This window comes from Serratia sp. CC22-02 (assembly GCF_900182895.1).
In the GTDB taxonomy this organism is placed as follows: Bacteria; Pseudomonadota; Gammaproteobacteria; order Enterobacterales; family Enterobacteriaceae; genus Serratia; species Serratia nevei.
Genome location: NZ_FXUD01000001.1, coordinates 521,464 through 535,820 on the forward strand (window position 1 = coordinate 521,464; position 14,357 = coordinate 535,820).

At 56.6% G+C, this 14,357-nt stretch carries 17 protein-coding genes; 8 read left to right on the forward strand and 9 right to left on the reverse strand.

Annotated elements, in window-relative coordinates:
- The 5 genes from QOL81_RS02485 (at position 1) to QOL81_RS02505 (ending at position 2,966) form a co-directional block, all read left to right on the forward strand.
- Positions 1–372: a hypothetical protein gene (locus tag QOL81_RS02485; protein ID WP_283439640.1), complete on the forward strand. Its 372-nt coding sequence runs from the start codon at positions 1–3 to the stop codon at positions 370–372.
- 14 nt (positions 373–386) lie between these two features.
- Entirely contained in the window at positions 387–575 is a 189-nt protein-coding gene (locus QOL81_RS02490) for an ANR family transcriptional regulator (RefSeq protein WP_086556890.1), read from the forward strand.
- The gene (locus tag QOL81_RS02495; protein WP_283439641.1) at positions 572–1,219 is read left to right on the forward strand and encodes an MT-A70 family methyltransferase; all 648 of its coding nucleotides are present in this window, start codon (positions 572–574) and stop codon (positions 1,217–1,219) included. Before QOL81_RS02490 ends, QOL81_RS02495 begins: the two co-directional genes overlap by 4 nt.
- A gap of 181 nt (positions 1,220–1,400) precedes the next feature.
- Complete coding sequence (locus QOL81_RS02500; RefSeq protein ID WP_072271545.1) at positions 1,401–1,649, forward strand: excisionase family protein; 249 nt, start codon at positions 1,401–1,403, stop codon at positions 1,647–1,649.
- Between the two features lie 33 nt (positions 1,650–1,682).
- Entirely contained in the window at positions 1,683–2,966 is a 1,284-nt protein-coding gene (locus QOL81_RS02505) for a site-specific integrase (protein WP_283439642.1), read from the forward strand.
- 26 nt (positions 2,967–2,992) lie between these two features.
- On the opposite strand, the gene ycgN is transcribed toward QOL81_RS02505, so the two are convergent.
- From ycgN to QOL81_RS02525, 4 genes are all read right to left on the reverse strand, one after another.
- Positions 2,993–3,439 (reverse strand): cysteine cluster protein YcgN, encoded by a 447-nt coding sequence (gene ycgN / locus QOL81_RS02510; protein WP_025159803.1) that lies wholly within the window; start codon positions 3,437–3,439, stop codon positions 2,993–2,995.
- A 121-nt stretch (positions 3,440–3,560) separates the two neighbouring features.
- Positions 3,561–4,217, reverse strand: coding sequence for a fumarylacetoacetate hydrolase family protein (locus QOL81_RS02515; RefSeq protein WP_004932286.1), 657 nt, complete (start codon positions 4,215–4,217; stop codon positions 3,561–3,563).
- 58 nt (positions 4,218–4,275) lie between these two features.
- The gene (locus QOL81_RS02520) at positions 4,276–5,298 is read right to left on the reverse strand and encodes a lytic murein transglycosylase (RefSeq protein ID WP_502950662.1); all 1,023 of its coding nucleotides are present in this window, start codon (positions 5,296–5,298) and stop codon (positions 4,276–4,278) included.
- Between the two features lie 28 nt (positions 5,299–5,326).
- Complete coding sequence (locus QOL81_RS02525; protein ID WP_004932294.1) at positions 5,327–5,599, reverse strand: YcgL domain-containing protein; 273 nt, start codon at positions 5,597–5,599, stop codon at positions 5,327–5,329.
- A 136-nt stretch (positions 5,600–5,735) separates the two neighbouring features.
- Between QOL81_RS02525 and minC the strand changes: the two genes are divergently transcribed.
- From minC to minE, 3 genes are read left to right on the forward strand one after another with little or no spacing between them, the layout of a single operon-like run.
- Positions 5,736–6,431 carry a septum site-determining protein MinC gene (gene minC / locus QOL81_RS02530; RefSeq protein ID WP_060423893.1) on the forward strand — a complete coding sequence of 232 codons (696 nt, stop codon included), beginning with the start codon at positions 5,736–5,738 and terminating at the stop codon, positions 6,429–6,431.
- 25 nt (positions 6,432–6,456) lie between these two features.
- Positions 6,457–7,269 carry a septum site-determining protein MinD gene (gene minD, locus QOL81_RS02535; RefSeq protein ID WP_016927452.1) on the forward strand — a complete coding sequence of 271 codons (813 nt, stop codon included), beginning with the start codon at positions 6,457–6,459 and terminating at the stop codon, positions 7,267–7,269.
- A 3-nt stretch (positions 7,270–7,272) separates the two neighbouring features.
- Entirely contained in the window at positions 7,273–7,542 is a 270-nt protein-coding gene (minE, locus tag QOL81_RS02540) for a cell division topological specificity factor MinE (protein ID WP_004932303.1), read from the forward strand.
- 237 nt (positions 7,543–7,779) lie between these two features.
- On the opposite strand, the gene rnd is transcribed toward minE, so the two are convergent.
- The 5 genes from rnd to yoaA form a co-directional block, all read right to left on the reverse strand.
- Entirely contained in the window at positions 7,780–8,901 is a 1,122-nt protein-coding gene (rnd, locus tag QOL81_RS02545) for a ribonuclease D (RefSeq protein WP_283439643.1), read from the reverse strand.
- Positions 8,902–8,982: 81 nt separating this feature from the next.
- The gene (gene fadD / locus QOL81_RS02550) at positions 8,983–10,671 is read right to left on the reverse strand and encodes a long-chain-fatty-acid--CoA ligase FadD (protein WP_060439783.1); all 1,689 of its coding nucleotides are present in this window, start codon (positions 10,669–10,671) and stop codon (positions 8,983–8,985) included.
- 209 nt (positions 10,672–10,880) lie between these two features.
- Positions 10,881–11,471 carry a Slp family lipoprotein gene (locus QOL81_RS02555; RefSeq protein WP_049271641.1) on the reverse strand — a complete coding sequence of 197 codons (591 nt, stop codon included), beginning with the start codon at positions 11,469–11,471 and terminating at the stop codon, positions 10,881–10,883.
- Between the two features lie 100 nt (positions 11,472–11,571).
- Entirely contained in the window at positions 11,572–12,273 is a 702-nt protein-coding gene (gene tsaB, locus QOL81_RS02560; protein ID WP_197657920.1) for a tRNA (adenosine(37)-N6)-threonylcarbamoyltransferase complex dimerization subunit type 1 TsaB, read from the reverse strand.
- Between the two features lie 79 nt (positions 12,274–12,352).
- Entirely contained in the window at positions 12,353–14,269 is a 1,917-nt protein-coding gene (gene yoaA / locus QOL81_RS02565; RefSeq protein WP_038877150.1) for a DNA repair helicase YoaA, read from the reverse strand.
- Between the last annotated feature and the right edge of the window lie 88 nt (positions 14,270–14,357).

A 14,357-nucleotide genomic window follows, 5' to 3' on the forward strand; every position in this document is an offset into this window, starting at 1 on the left:
ATGACCAATTATGAGATGCTGCAATTCCTCATTGATGACGGGGGTTATTACACAGCAGTAGGCCATTTCGATTTGCTGAAATCCCAGTTCCCAGAAATTACCGAGAATCACATAAAGTCATTGCGTAGTGCTATCCAGCGCTCCCCTCTGGTCGTTTCCAAAAGCAAATTTGCAGAAGGGAAAAAGGCTTTTAAGGTTATCTCCATCGATCCAAGTTACATCACTTACGCCAGGGCAAGACCGCCGACCACGCCAGGGAAAATCACCGATAGCTACATCCGCAGTGAACCGCCGGAAGTAGTGAGAATGATTCTTCTTGTCCAGCAATCCAACCAACTGATCACCCCTGTTACCCACCAGCGCGCCTACTGAACCCGGAGATAACCATGTCATTCAAATACAAATCTTTGGCCCATCAGGCGGCCGAGGCAGAGCGTCGCGCGCATTTTGCAGATGCTGCAGAGCTGTGGCGCCAAGCGATCAATGCAGCGCGGGCGGTGGATGTTGTCTGGGTTAACGTCCGCATAGAGTTTTGCGTCAACGCGGCCGCACGCTGCTGGGGTAATGCTCAATGACATATCAACTCATCTATGCAGATCCGCCGTGGGACTATAAAAACAAGGCGAGTAACGGTGCTGCCACTAATCATTACCCAACTATGAAAATCGAAGACATCATGCGCCTGCCAGTATGGGAATTAGCTGCCGATGATGCCGTACTTGCCATGTGGTATACCGGGACACACTTCAAGGAAGCCTTAGCACTAGCAAAAGCCTGGGGGTTTAGTGTTCGCACCATCAAGGGTTTTACTTGGGTGAAGTTCAACGAACTAAGTGAAAAACATTTCAACAAGGCGCTTTGCGAAGGCGATATTACCGACTTCTATGACCTGATTGAGATTCTGAACCAGCAAAGCCGCATGAATGGCGGAAACTACACTCGGGCTAATACTGAGGACGTACTTTTCGCTGTGCGAGGTGCAGGGCTCGAACGCGTGAAGAAGAATATCAAACAGGTGGTCTACAGCTGCTTGGGAGAGCATAGCCAGAAGCCATGGGAGGTTCGTCACCGATTGGAACAGCTATACGGCGACGTGTCACGAATCGAACTATTCAGCCGTGGCGATGCGCCAGGCTGGGATCATTGGGGGAATCAATGCCCAGTAAACAGCCTGCACCTTCAGCCGGCAGTGTTCAGCAAAACGCTCTCCGGTCAGTAGCAAAACGCTGTAACGACGAACTCCACGCCGCGATAAAGCAACACCCTAAAACCCCTTTCGATACCCTATCCCGCCCTATCATCATGAAGCATTTCGCGCAGGTTGAACTGCTCGGCATTTCTTTGCCGAGGTTCAACTACACGATCGGCATGCTGAATGGGCGTTTTACAGAGAGATGACTATGAGCGAAGTGATCAACCTTACGCCCAACAAGTGGGTTTCTGAAGATATATTGATAACGCTTACCGGCATGACAACGCACATGATCCAACATGCCAGGCGTACATCTTGGATGGAGGGCCGCGAATATAGGCATGTATCAGCAGACATGAATCCGGCACCGAACAGCACAATCATGTACAACCGAATCGAGGTTGATAATTGGGTAGAAAGACAGAGCCCCGCGAAACGACGAAGAATTTCTGCTTAAATGCCCATCCCTATCAACTAACAAGGAGTCGCTATGTCAACCTATCCAACTGGAGTAGAGAGCCACGGAGGCTCTCTGCGTTTGTGGTTCATCTATCGAGGGAGGCGGGTAAGAGAAAACCTCGGCGTCCCTGACACAGCAAAGAACAGAAAGCTAGCCGGTGAGCTTCGCTCCTCAGTCTGCTATGCAATAAAGACTGGCACCTTTAACTATGCCGCACAATTCCCGCAGTCAAACAACCTCGCTAAATTTGGTTTTGTCACTACTGGCATAACTCTTGGCGAGGTTGCTAAGCGGTGGCTGGAGCTGAAGCGCATGGAGATCAGCTTAAATGCTATCAATCGCTATACCTCAAATATTAAGGTTGCCACTGAGATATTAGGGTCAGATCGGCTTATTTCGGCAATAACACACGAGGACATTTTAACGACAAGGAAGGAGTTGCTCACTGGCTATCAACTCTGCGGAAAATACCAGAAAACACGATGTGTGAAGAAGGGACGGACGGTTAGGACGGTAAACGTTTATATGGCATGTCTTTCCGGTCTCTTCGAGTTTGCAGCCAGAAACGGTTATGTTGAAAAGTCGCCATTTGCTGGGGTAGAACCGCTGCGCAAAAGCAAGTCTGAGCCAGATCCGCTTACACGCGATGAGTACCGTAGGCTGCTCGAGGCTGTTCCATCAGAGCAGATAAGAAATTTGTGGGTGCTCGCCGTTAATACAGGGATGAGGCATGGTGAGATTAGCGCGCTTGCATGGGAGGATATCGACACAAAAAACTGGACAATCACTATAAGCCGCAACATCGCGATGAAAGGCCATTTCACTCCGCCAAAAACCGACAGCAGTATCAGGACAATAAACCTTACTGATGCAGCGATACAAGCACTCAAAAGCCAAATGGAATACACCAGGCTTGGAAAGCAGCACAAGGTTAGTGTCCATCTACGCGAGTTTGGCAGAACCCGTGTTGATGAATGCACTTTTGTGTTTGTGCCAAGACTGACGGCGAGGAATGGTAAAGGAGGAGATTGGTATGGGCCAGGCTCTTTTGGTTCTACCTGGAACTTCATTTTAAAACGAGCAGGGATAAGGCATCGCAAAGCGTATGAGTCGAGACACACATACGCATGCTGGGCATTGAGCGCCGGGGTGAATCCAAACTTCATCGCGTCGCAAATGGGACACTCGTCAGCACAGATGCTTTACACGGTGTATGGCAAGTGGATGAGCGATAACAACCAGGATCAGTTGAGCATTTTAAACGCAAACTTTAAGAGCAATGCCCCACAGATGCCCCAAGCATCTTTTAAGTGACATAATTACCCTTCTAATTCAAACACCTACCTGGCCCAGTCCGGCTTGTTGAGGATATGATCCTGCCAGTCCACGACTTCGCTCTCGCGCACCGCGATATGCCGCACCGTGATGCGCTCGCCGTGCATCGCCGCCTTGGAGCCACTCAGCAGCGGGTGCCAAGGGAACAGCGGTTTGCCTTCACCGATCAGGCGATAGGCGCAGGTCGGCGGCAACCAATCGAAGGTCGTAAGGTTCTCGCGCGTCAGTTTGATGCAGTCCTCTTCCAGCTCGAAGCGCCGCTCATAGTTACGGCATTGGCAGGATTTGATGTTGAGCTGGTTGCAGGCTACGTTGGTAAAATAAATCTCGTCGGTATCTTCGTCGATCAGCTTATTCAAACAGCATTGCCCGCACCCGTCGCACAGCGATTCCCACTCTTGTTCTGACATTTCCGCCAGCGTTTTCTGTTGCCAAAAAGCGAGTTGTGACATGTTAGCGTCCGGTTTCGGTAAATGGATAAGTCACCTGCGCACAGGTTCGAGGGGGGACTATATAGACATTTTAGCCACAAGATGCAAGCTTTGCCGCCGACGGCGCCGGCGGCAAGAGAGATCAGATCACGCGGGTGCTGAGCGTTTTGCCGTTCAGGCTGATTTTCAGCATGTCGCCGGAGGCCATCGGGCCCACGCCCTGCGGCGTGCCGGTCAGAATGATGTCGCCGGCGCGCAGCGTGAAGAAACGGCTCATGTAGCTGATAAGCGGCAGGATCGGCGTGATCATGTCACGCGTATTACCCTGCTGGCGCAGTTGATCGTTAACGGTCAGCGACAGCTCGGCATTTTGCGGATCGCCGAATTCCGCCACCGGGATAAACCCCGACATCGGGCAAGAACCGTCGAAGGCCTTGGCCTTTTCCCAAGGCTGACCGGCTTTTTTAAAGCCCGCCTGCAGATCGCGCAGCGTCAGATCGAGCGCCACACCGTAGCCGGCGATCGCCCGCGCAACGCGGTCTTCGTTGGCCTGTTTCAACGGCGTGCCGATCAGTACCGCCAGCTCCACCTCATGATGCACCGCACCGAACTCTTTGGGGATGGCCACCGGCTGGCGAATGTCGCACAGCGCCGTTTCCGGTTTGATGAACACCACCGGCTCGACGGAAACCGCGCTGCCCATTTCCTTGATGTGATCGGCGTAGTTACTGCCGACGCAGACCACCTTGTTCACCGGGAAATCGAGCAGCGAACCCTGCCAGTCTCTATGTTGATACATACCGCTTCTCCCAAACTGTAGAGGCTTGGCGCGCCAAGCCGATTATTGGTGTGCCGGATCAATGCCCGATCGCGTCCGCCATCATACCCACGGCGAGGGCGAAATAGTAAGAGCGATTCCAGTGCATGAGGGTGCGAAAATTATCATAGACCAGGAACGTCCGCCCCTGCAGATCATCCGGCGCGATGATCCAACCGCGCTGAACAGCGTGCGGCAAGGCACTGCCATCCGCACGACGCACCCCGCGTTGTTGCCAGGCGTTGACGCTGCGCGCCTGCGCGTCTTTCAACCCCAGCTCGGCCCGATTGAAACCGGCGGGCAATTTGACCTCGCGCCCCCAGCCGATGCCGGCCTGCCAGCCTTCTTTGGACAAATAACTGGCCGTAGACGCGAAGACATCATCAATGTTGTTCCAGATATCGATGCGCCCGTCACCGTCGCCGTCCGCCGCGTAGCGCAAGAAAGAGCTCGGCATAAACTGGCATTGCCCCATTGCGCCGGCCCAGGAGCCTTTCAGGGGCGTATCGCCGACGTGCTCCTGCTCGACTATCTGCAACGCCGCCATCAGCTCCTGGCTGAAAAAGGCCTCGCGGCGCCCTTCAAACGCCAGCGTCGCCAGCGCAGACACCACGTCTTCCCGCCCCTGAATCTTACCGTAGGCGCTTTCCATGCCCCACAGCGCGATGATATAGCGCCCCGGCACCCGATAGCGCTCGCTGGCGCGCGTCCATTGCGCCTGGCGCTGCCGGTACAGTTCGCGCCCCTGGCGCACCTTGGCGGGCGACATTACACGCCGCAGGTAGTCATCCAGGGTGACCTTCTGCTCCGGCTGATTGCGATCGGCCTTGATCACCCGATCGACGAAATGTATTTGCGCAAAAGCACGGTCAAGGGTGCTCTCGCTGATGCCCTGCTCCCGCGCCTGGCGCTTGAGTTGCTCGACATACGCCGGAAACTGCGCCGGATCCCGGCCGCTCGCCGCCAGCGTCGCCTCCTGTGCCGCCTGCGGTGCGCCCGGTATCATCACACCGCCCAGCGCCAGCCAGGCGGCCAATACGGTTCTTCTCGCCGAACGTGTCATCGCGCCTCCCCTGGCCGTGGCCGCCGTCTCAGGCCTTGTCGCCCGCCAGATGCTGATTGAGCAGGTTTTCTACCGGCGGCGGGAACTGCAGGTAATAGCCTTCGTCTTTCAACGCCTGCTTCACCTTTTCGATATCCGCCGAGGCCAATTTCTTGCGCTCATCAAGCGAAAGCATCATGGCGAATTGCGGCACGCCGAAACTTTTCATCAGCTCTTCCGGCACACGAGAGAAATCGTCTTTTTTTTCGACATAAAGATAAGTTTGATCGCGTTTCGGGCTTCTATAGATCACACAAAGCATTTTTTTAACTCTATTTAATTGAGGGAGCGTCTTGCCTGGATATAACTCTGACTATAACATGCTTATAGTACATCGGAATATCGCACCCCGAGTGGTATTCCGGGGATTTAAAGTTGCTGAGACTGAGTCAGGATAGATGTCACAATCGCCAATTGAGCTAAAAGGCAGCAGTTTTACCCTATCGGTTGTTCATTTGCATAATTCGCAGCCTGAGGTAATACGTCAGGCGTTACAGGAAAAAGTTGAGCAAGCGCCCGCTTTTCTGAAAAACGCCCCTGTTGTTATCAACGTCGCAACGCTGGATGGCGATGCGAACTGGAAAGAACTTCAACAGGCTGTCGCGGCAGCAGGTCTGCGCGTTGTGGGTATCAGCGGTTGCAGAGATGAGCGTCAAAAGCGCGCGATAGCCCGTGCCGGGCTGCCGCTGCTGAGCGAAGGCAAAGGCCAGAAGATGGCGGCGCCGGAGCCTGCGCCTGCGCCCGTAGCGGCGGATAACGCCCCCGCTAAAACGCGTATCATCAGCACGCCAGTCCGTTCCGGCCAACAGATTTACGCCCGCAACTGCGATCTTATCGTGACCAACAGCGTCAGCGCCGGCGCCGAATTGATTGCCGACGGCAACATTCATGTCTACGGCATGATGCGCGGTCGCGCACTGGCAGGCGCGTCAGGCGACACGCAATGTCAGATTTTTTGCACCCACCTGGCGGCTGAGCTAGTCTCTATCGCAGGGCAGTACTGGTTGAGCGACCAAATCCCGTCCGATTACGTCGGGCAGGCCGTACGACTCAGCCTGTTGGATAACGCTTTAACCATACAACCTTTAAACTAAGCCCTTTTGACAAGGAATCCATTTCATGGCACGCATTATTGTTGTTACATCGGGTAAAGGGGGCGTTGGCAAGACCACTTCGAGCGCGGCCATCGCTACCGGCCTGGCCCAGAAAGGCAAGAAAACCGTCGTGATCGATTTCGATATCGGCCTGCGTAATCTTGACCTGATCATGGGCTGCGAACGTCGGGTAGTGTATGATTTCGTGAACGTGATTCAGGGCGATGCCACGCTGAATCAGGCGTTGATCAAAGACAAACGCACTGAAAACCTCTATATCCTGCCTGCTTCGCAGACGCGCGACAAAGACGCGTTGACCCGCGAAGGCGTTGAAAAAATTCTCAACGATCTCGGCGAGATGGATTTTGACTTCGTGGTGTGCGATTCACCGGCCGGTATCGAAACCGGTGCGCTGATGGCGCTGTACTTCGCCGACGAAGCTATCATCACCACCAACCCGGAAGTGTCTTCGGTACGCGACTCCGACCGTATCCTGGGCATCCTCTCTTCCAAGTCACGCCGCGCCGAGAAAGGCGAATCGCCAATCAAGGAACACCTGCTGCTGACCCGTTACAACCCGGGCCGCGTCAGCCGTGGCGACATGCTGAGCATGGAAGACGTGCTGGAAATCCTGCGCATTCCACTGGTGGGTGTGATTCCGGAAGACCAGTCCGTGCTGCGCGCTTCCAACCAGGGTGAGCCTGTCATTCTGGATGCCGAGTCAGACGCCGGTAAGGCGTACGACGATACCGTTTGCCGCTTGTTGGGGGAAGAACGCCCATTCCGCTTCATTGAAGAAGAGAAGAAGGGTTTCCTGAAACGCCTTTTTGGGGGATAAACCATGGCCTTATTAGACTTCTTTCTGTCCCGCAAAAAACAGACAGCCAATATAGCCAAGGAACGGCTGCAGATTATCGTCGCAGAGCGTCGTCGCGGGGACAGTGAGCCCCCGTATCTGCCTGATCTGAAACGCGATATTCTGGCGGTTATTTGCAAATACATTCAGATCGATCCTGAAATGCTGCACGTGCAATTCGAGCAGAAAGGGGACGACATTTCGGTACTTGAACTTAACGTGACATTACCGGAATCGGAAGAAGCAGCTAAATGATTGCGACGCATTAATTACCCCCTGTATATTTTATGCAGGGGGTAACTGTATGTGCATCCAGTCATTAAGCTTTATCGGCATCAAAAAAGTGATTTTTTCCTTTGGGACAATTCCCAATTAACTTTGCCGCCGCCTCGTTTAAAGTAAATTCTGGCGAGATTTACCTTCAACGCATTATTTCCTGCCTATATTCACCCGAGCAGAGTTTCCCTACCCTGCCCTGGTGATAATCAGCGATTAATAATCTTTCAGGATGTCCTGCAGCGGTGCCATTAATAGATCGCCGCGCCAGCCGCTGATTAATTCAGGGCGACTTTCGACGTCCTTCAGTTTCCAATGCCAGTTCAGCAATTGGTTAATTTGGCGACGGGATGCCAGCAGTTCGCTGCTCAACCCGCTTTGCTCGCTGACGGCAGCGATCGCCGCCTTGATGTCTTTGAACACCTTCTTGTAGCCCGGCTGATCGATAAGGTTAGCCAACGGCGCCGGCAACTCGGATTCTTCCAGCGCTTCGGCTTCCGCCACCAGCGCCAGCAGCGTTTTACCGTGATAACGGATCTCCGGCCCGCTCAGGCCCAGCGAATCCAGTTCTCCCAGCGAAGACGGCATATAGCGCGCCACCTGCCACAGGTTTTCCTCACGCACCACGAAGTTCACTGCCAGATCGCGCTCGCGTGCCTGGCGCAGCCGCCATTCCGCCAACTTCTGCAGACAACCGAGCTGACGCGGGCGCAGCTGCCAGGCGTTGCTGATTTCGCGGTAGGCCAATGCCGGCGCCAGCGTCTCGCTACGGCGCTGGCACAGCAGCAGACACTCGTTATTGGCCGCCGCGGTCCAACCGGCCTCTTCCGTCTCCTGCACCAGCTGTTTGGCCATCGGCAGCAGATAGAACACGTCGGCAGCCGCGTACACGCACTGCCTTTCAGTCAGCGGACGCGCCAGCCAGTCGGTGCGCGACTCGCTCTTGTCCAGCTCAACCTTCATGTACTCCGCCACCAGCGTCGCGAAGCCACAGGAGAGCGGCCGGCCGGTAAAGGCCGCCAGGATCTGGGTATCGACCATCGACGTCGGCAGCGTTTTAAAGGCGTTGAGAAACACTTCGAGATCTTCACTGCCGGCATGCAGGAACTTCACCACGGCGGTGTCGGCCAGCAGGTCGACAAACGGCTGCCATTGCTTGATCGGCAGAGGATCGATGAGGGAGAGTTGTTCACCGTCGTAGAGCTGGATCAGGCCCAGCTGCGGATAGTAGGTGCGCGTTCTGACAAACTCGGTGTCCAGCGCAATCTGGGCATGCTTTCTCGCCTGCTCGCAGACCTGCTGCAATCCGGCATCGGTAGTGATCAACTGATAATTCAAAACATCATTCTCTTGTAGGATTCAAACACAACAACGCCGGCATTCACCGGCGTTGTTGATAGTCAGACGCGAGAGCGACACCTAGGCGGCATCGGCCGGCTTCGGTGTTTTTTGCTCATCGCGCAGTTCTCGCCGCAAAATCTTGCCGACGTTCGACTTCGGCAGTTCATCGCGGAACTCAACAATTTTAGGCACTTTATACCCGGTCAGGTGGCGACGGCAATGGGTCAACAGCTCTTCCTTGGTCAGCGAAGCGTCTTTCTTCACCACGCAGATCTTCACCGTTTCGCCGGAGACTTCGCTGGGCACGCCAATCGCCGCACATTCCAGCACCTTCGGATGCTGGCTGACCACGTCCTCGATTTCATTCGGGTAAACGTTGAAACCGGAGACCAGGATCATGTCTTTCTTACGATCGACGATGCGCACAAATCCTTGTTCGTCTACGGTCACCACATCACCGGTCGCCAGCCAGCCGTCTTTCAGCACTTCGTCGGTGGCTTCCGGGCGCTGCCAATAGCCTAACATAACTTGCGGCCCTTTGACCCACAGTTCGCCGGGTTCGCCCGGCGGCACATCGTGACCGTTGTCGTCCACCAGCCGAATATCCGTCGACGGCACCGGCAAACCGATACTGCCGCTGTAGTGTTTCAGATCGTAAGGGTTACCGGCCACCAGCGGCGCGCACTCCGTCAGGCCATAGCCTTCCAGCAGGTGTTTGCCGGTGGTTTTCTCCCACTTCTCGGCCACCGCTTTTTGGACCGACATGCCGCCGCCGACCGAGAAACGCAGCGTAGAGAAATCGAGCTTGTGGAAATCTTCGTTGTTCAGCAACGCGTTGAACAAGGTATTGACCCCGCTCATGGCGGTGAACGGATATTTGCCGAGTTCTTTCACCAGCCCCGGAATATCGCGCGGGTTGGTGATCAGCAAATTGCGCCCGCCCAGGTCGATAAACAGCAGGCAGTTCACCGTCAGCGCGAAAATATGATAGAGCGGCAACGCCGTCACCACCAGTTCCTGCCCTTCACGGAACAGCGGCGAATAGGCGGCTTTGGCCTGCTCGAGGTTGGCCTGCATGTTGCGGTGCGTCAGCATCGCGCCCTTTGCCACCCCGGTGGTGCCGCCGGTGTATTGCAGGAAGGCCAGATCGGCATTAATGATGTCCGGTTTCACATATTGCAGACGCCGGCCGCGCTGCAGCGCGCTGCGGAATGAAATGGCGTCCGGCAGGTTGTATTTCGGTACCAGGCGCTTAACGTACTTGACCACGAAGTTGACCAGCGTGCCTTTGGCGGCCGAAAGCTGATCGCCCATGCGCGTCAGGATCACGTGTTTGACCTGGGTGTTGAACACCACTTTTTCCAGCGTATGGGCAAAGTTGGAGACGATGACGATGGCGCTGGCACCGCTGTCGTTCAACTGGTGCTCCAGCTCGCGCGGGGTATACAGCGGGTTGACGTTGACCACCACCATGCCGGCGCGCAGAATGCCGAACAGCGCGATGGGGTATTGCAACAGGTTTGGCATCATCAGCGCGACGCGGTCGCCCTTCTTCAGGCCCAGTTCATTTTGCAGGTAAGCCGCGAAAGCCCGGCTGCGTTCTTCCAGTTTGCGGAAGGTCATCACCTCGCCCATGTTGATAAAGGCGGGCTGATCGGCATAGCGCTGCACGGCATGCTCAAACATTTCGATCAACGACGAATAGCGATCGGCATCAATCTCTGCGGGCACATCTGCCGGATACCGTTTTAACCAGACCTTATCCAAGGTATTACTCCTGAAATCATTACTAATTATCATCGCAGCCCTCAAACTCGCAGCCTAACCATAACAATATTTTAACTCAGCAGACCAGTTCGGGTTTTAAACATTATTCAGGTTGCGATGTACGTCACTAATTGTCGGATATTCCTTATCCCAAAAAACAAAAAGGCGGCCTGAGCCGCCCTGTCAAATTTGTTCACATCAAGCGTATGCTACTCGGTTACGATGGTTTGCACCTGTGCCGGGCCAGGGTTATACCAGCCATAGCCTGCCCCCCAACCGGGTCCCCACGGGCCACCACGCCAGCCCCAGGGGCCCATCGGCGCCGGCGGCATCACCACCTGCTGCACCAGATGCCAGCGTTTGAAACCGGTCACGTTCATCGTCACGAAGCGATACGGCGTCATGCCGATCCGCCCCTCTTTCAGCCCGGTAATAGGGCCGACGACGGTCACCAACTGGCCTTTGAAATCAACCGGTTCGAGGAAGCCGTTTACCGTGGCCAGCAAGCGGCCGCGCGACGGTTCGCCCAGTATCGGCCGCGCACCGCTGTCGAGCGGCACCGCCGCAATCTCCAGCACCGTGCGCCCTTGCTCGTTGGCGACGTTGACCACGGTGCCGCCGAAGCGGGCTTCCGCGCCGGTAAACAGGTTCGGTGCATTTTGTACCGAGGAAAGCTGAGTCACCGGCGAAGGGCTGGAGCCTTTGATCGCATCCGGTACGGTGACGCACCCGGTCAGAACCAGCGCGCCGCAGGCGACGGCCAGCAGCGACAGCTTTTTACTTGCAGTGCGGATTAACATGGTCGCAATCTCCTGAAATGCCTGTAACTTTGACCGCGTTTCATCGTTCAAGTTGCAGGCTTTCGTCGCCCGGCATCAACAACAGCACAATACGCCGCGATTACTCGCGGCCCGGCAGTTTTTTCCAGGTCACTTCATTGCGCAGATAGGTGGGCTCGGCGTTTTCCACCGCCACCGCCAACCCCTGTTGCCAGGCGTATAGCGCCAGCGGCAGCATGTCTTGCGCCTGCGGCAACAGCATTTGGCCGTCGCGTACGCTCAGGGTTGAACCGTTGGCCAGGTCGGGATAGGTTTGCCAGCCGGTGCCGACGTGGGCCCATTCGCCCTGCAGGCGCTGCGCACGCTCCAGCGCCTGCGCCGGCGACAGCACGGCCTCGCCTTCGCTTTCCAACCAGCTGCCGTCCACCTGGCGTTCGAACTGCCCCCAGTAGACTTCACCCATACGCGCATCGATCGCCGCCAGCACGCGCTCCGCGCCGCTGACGCGCCAGGCGCCCTGCGCCATGGTTTGCAGCGTAGAAACGCCAATCATCGGCAGATCGGCACCCAGCGCCAGGCCCTGAGCGATGCCGATGCCGATGCGCACCCCGGTAAAGCTGCCGGGGCCGCGACCGAAGGCCAGCGCATCGAGCTGGTTGAGCGCCAGACCGGATTCCGCCAGCACCTGTTGCACCATAGGTAAAATTCGTTGCGTATGCTCGCGTGGGCACAGCTCAAACAGGGCGTGGATTTCGCCTTGATTCCAGACGGCGACGGAACAGGCTTCCGTCGCGGTATCGATCGCTAAAATTCGCGTGGACATGCCAACCTCTGGCGGGAATAAAACTGGGTTTTTCATACAGGGCGCGCATTGTAGCACAGCCCCGTAAGCCCTTCATCTTTCACGTGGCCGACGCATCGGCGGCCTGCAGGAAGGCGATAGCCTGCTTCAGATCGCGGGTGCGCGGCGTGGGCGGCAGGCTGTTGAGAAACACCTCGCCATAAGGTCTCATCACTAAACGGTTATCGCAAATCACCAGCACGCCGCGGTCGTCGGTGTCGCGGATCAAGCGGCCGACGCCCTGTTTCAGGGTGATGACCGCATCCGGCAACTGCACGTCATTGAACGGGTCACCGCCGCGCAGGCGGCAATCTTCAATGCGCGCCTTCAGCAGCGGATCGTCCGGTGACGTAAACGGCAGTTTATCGATGATGACGCAGGACAGCGCATCGCCGCGCACGTCCACCCCTTCCCAGAAGCTGCTGGTCGCCACCAACAGCGCGTTACCGGCGGCGACGAACTGCGCCAGCAGCTGCCCTTTGCTGGTTTCCCCTTGCAACAGCACCGGCAGCGTCATGGTGGCGCGGAACTCTTCCGCCAACTCGCGCATCATCTGGTGCGAGGTGCATAAGAAGAAGCAGCGGCCGTTGTTGGCTTCGATTAATGGCCGCAGCATGCGCGCCAGCTGGCGGGCCCCGCCGGGCTGATTCGGCGAAGGCAAAAAGCGCGGCACGCACAGCAACGCCTGTTTGGCATAGTCGAACGGGCTCGGCAACAGCAGCGTTTTGGCCTTGGTCAGCCCCAGCCGTTCGGTGAAATGACCCAGCTGGTCATTGACCGACAGCGTGGCCGAGGTAAAGATCCAACTGCCCGGCTTGTCGTCCAGCATTTCGCGGAACCGATCGGCCACCGTCAGCGGCGTCAGCGCCAGCACGAAGTGGCGCGAGTTGCATTCATACCAATAGCTGTAGCCCGGTTCCGTCACCGCCTTCAGCCGCTTGAGCCGCGCGCGGTACAGCGTGGCGCGTTCAAAGGCGGCGTCCAGCAGCGCCGAACGCCCCAGCGATAGCTTCATCACGTCATAACACAGCTCCAGCGCATCATCGAGCAGCAACAGGGCGCGCTGCACGTTGGGTTCGCCGAGCACGTCGCGCAGATTGCCGCGAAAACCCGGCTCGCCCAGATTCAGACGAAAATCTTGCGTGCTCAGGCTGAGACGGTCGGCGCTTTTTTGCAGTTGAGCGGCGTCGCGTACCTCGGTGCGGTAGGCGATGGTGATGTCCTTCGCCAGATCCAACAGTTGGCGGCTGGTGAGCTGCTGGCCGAAATACTGGCTGGCGATGTCGGGGATTTGGTGCGCCTCGTCGAAAATCATCACCTCGGCTTCCGGGATCAGCTCGGCGAAACCGCCCTCTTTCACCACCATATCCGCCAGGAACAGGTGATGGTTCACCACCACCACATCCGCATCCATCGCGCGGCGACGCGCCTTGACCACGAAGCAATCCTGATACAGCGGGCAGTCGCTGCCCAGGCAGTTGTCATTGGTGCTGGTCACCAATGGCCAGACGAAGCTGTCTTCCGCCACTTCGCTGCAGGTGCTGATGTCGCCCTCTTTGGTCTGCGACGACCACTTGCGCAGCTGCACCAGATCGATCAGCGTCTGCCCCGCCAGTTCGCCGCCGGCCATCGACTGCTGCTCCAGCCGTTCCAAACACAGGTAGTTGGAGCGCCCCTTCAGCAGCGCCAGCTTGCCTTTGTACTTCAACGCCTTGGCGACGGTAGGCAGATCGCGCGCATACAGCTGATCCTGCAACGCTTTCGAACCGGTCGAGATGATCACTTTACGATCGGCGCGCAGCGCCGGCGCCAAATAAGCGAAGGTCTTGCCGGTACCGGTGCCGGCTTCCACCACCAGCTCCTGCTTGAAATTGATCGCCTCGGTAACGGCTTGCGCCATCTGCCGCTGCGGCTCACGCGGTTTGAATCCCTTGATAGCCTGCGCCAAGGCGCCGTCTGTTGCAAAATCGTCTGTCACGCTGTCTCTCTGCCGGTGTCATTCAGCGGTGATTATGCCAAGCCTGCCGCCCGGCTACCACCCACTTTATCGCCGCGCATTTTCATGA